At 59.9% G+C, this 1662-nt stretch carries 1 protein-coding gene; it reads left to right on the top strand.

Translation table 11 applies throughout. The annotated features are described in order from the left end of the window. The first annotated feature begins 331 nt into the window (after nucleotides 1–331). Entirely contained in the window at nucleotides 332–1591 is a 1260-nt protein-coding gene (locus ACSFE6_RS31465; RefSeq protein WP_435431261.1) for an OprD family porin, read from the top strand. The last annotated feature ends 71 nt before the right edge of the window (nucleotides 1592–1662 follow it).

Consider the following 1662-nt stretch of genomic DNA (forward strand, 5'->3'; position numbering starts at 1 on the left):
AGCCAGCTCCCACAGTATTTGCGTCGTTCACAAAACCTGTGGGAGCTGGCTTGCCAGCGATGAGGCCCAAAAGAACAGCACAAAATCAAAGTCAAACTTATGTTCGATAATCGCCCAAATCCCTCTTTTCTAGATTGAACCATCTAGTACATTCACATCACCATTCGATCCACAAAACCAATAACAACAGGTTCGACACCATGCCCCCGCGCCCTGCACTGTCCGGCTGATCCCCAGGCTTCACCCAAACACATGTCGACTGCATGTCTGCACCCTTCCCGGCTGCGGCACTGACCCGTTTCACCCCCAAGAATTAGAGAGACCCGAGCCCATGACGCCTTCCAACGCACCGTATTTCGCTCCCAGCCTGCTTGCCCTCGCCATGGCCTGCACGGCCCTGTCCGCCCAGGCCGAGGAGACAGGCTTTGTCGAAGGCGCCAAGGTCAACCTGAACCTGCGCAACTTCTACATCAATCGCAACTTCACCAACCCGACCAAGGCCCAGGGCAAGGCCGAGGAATGGACACAAAGCTTCATCCTCGACGCCAAATCCGGCTTCACCCAGGGCACCGTCGGCTTCGGTATGGATGTGCTGGGGCTGTACTCGGTGAAACTTGATGGCGGCAAAGGCACCGGCGGCACGCAGCTGCTGCCGCTGGACAGCGACGGTCGCCCGGCGGACAACTACGGCCGCACCAACGTGGCGTTCAAGGCGAAGCTGTCGCAGACCGAAGTGAAGGTCGGCGAATGGATGCCGGTGCTGCCGATCCTGCGCTCGGACGACGGTCGCTCGCTGCCGCAAACCTTCCGCGGCGGACAGATCACCTCCAAGGAAATCAACGGCCTGACGCTCTACGGCGGCCAATTCCGCCAAAACAGCCCGCGGGACGACAGCAGCATGGACGACATGTCGATGACCGGCAAAGCAGCGTTCACTTCAGATCGCTTCAACTTCCAGGGCGGCGAATACCTGTTCAACGAAAAGCGCACCCAGATCGCCGTGTGGAACGCCGAGCTCAAGGACATCTACAGCCAGCAATTCATCAACCTGATTCACAGCCAGCCCATCGGCGACTGGACTCTAGGTGCCAACCTCGGTTTCTTCTACGGCAAGGACGACGGCAGCGCTCGCGCTGGCGAACTGGACAACAAGACGATGTACGGCCTGTTCTCGGCGAAGTACGGCGGCAACACCTTCTACGTCGGCCTGCAAAAGCTCACCGGCGACAGCCCGTGGATGCGGGTCAACGGCACCAGCGGCGGCACCCTGGCCAACGACAGCTACAACTCCAGCTACGACAATGCCCGGGAAAAATCCTGGCAGGTGCGCCACGACTACAACTTCGCCGCCCTCGGCGTGCCGGGCCTGACCCTGATGAACCGCTACATCAGCGGCGACAACGTACACACCGGCAGCATCACCGATGGTAAGGAATGGGGGCGCGAGAGCGAACTGGGCTACACCGTGCAAAGCGGTGCGCTGAAGGACCTGAACGTCAAATGGCGCAACTCGACCATGCGCCGCGATTACAGCAACAACGAGTTCGACGAAAACCGTCTGATCATCAGCTACCCGATCAGCCTGCTGTAAATTTCACCACCGCTTTCGGGGGGGAGGGGGGTCCCCGGCAGAAGCCGGAACGAACAGCGGGAGGCGGAGAC

This window comes from Pseudomonas baetica (assembly GCF_051216495.1).
In the GTDB taxonomy this organism is placed as follows: Bacteria; Pseudomonadota; Gammaproteobacteria; order Pseudomonadales; family Pseudomonadaceae; genus Aquipseudomonas; species Aquipseudomonas baetica_B.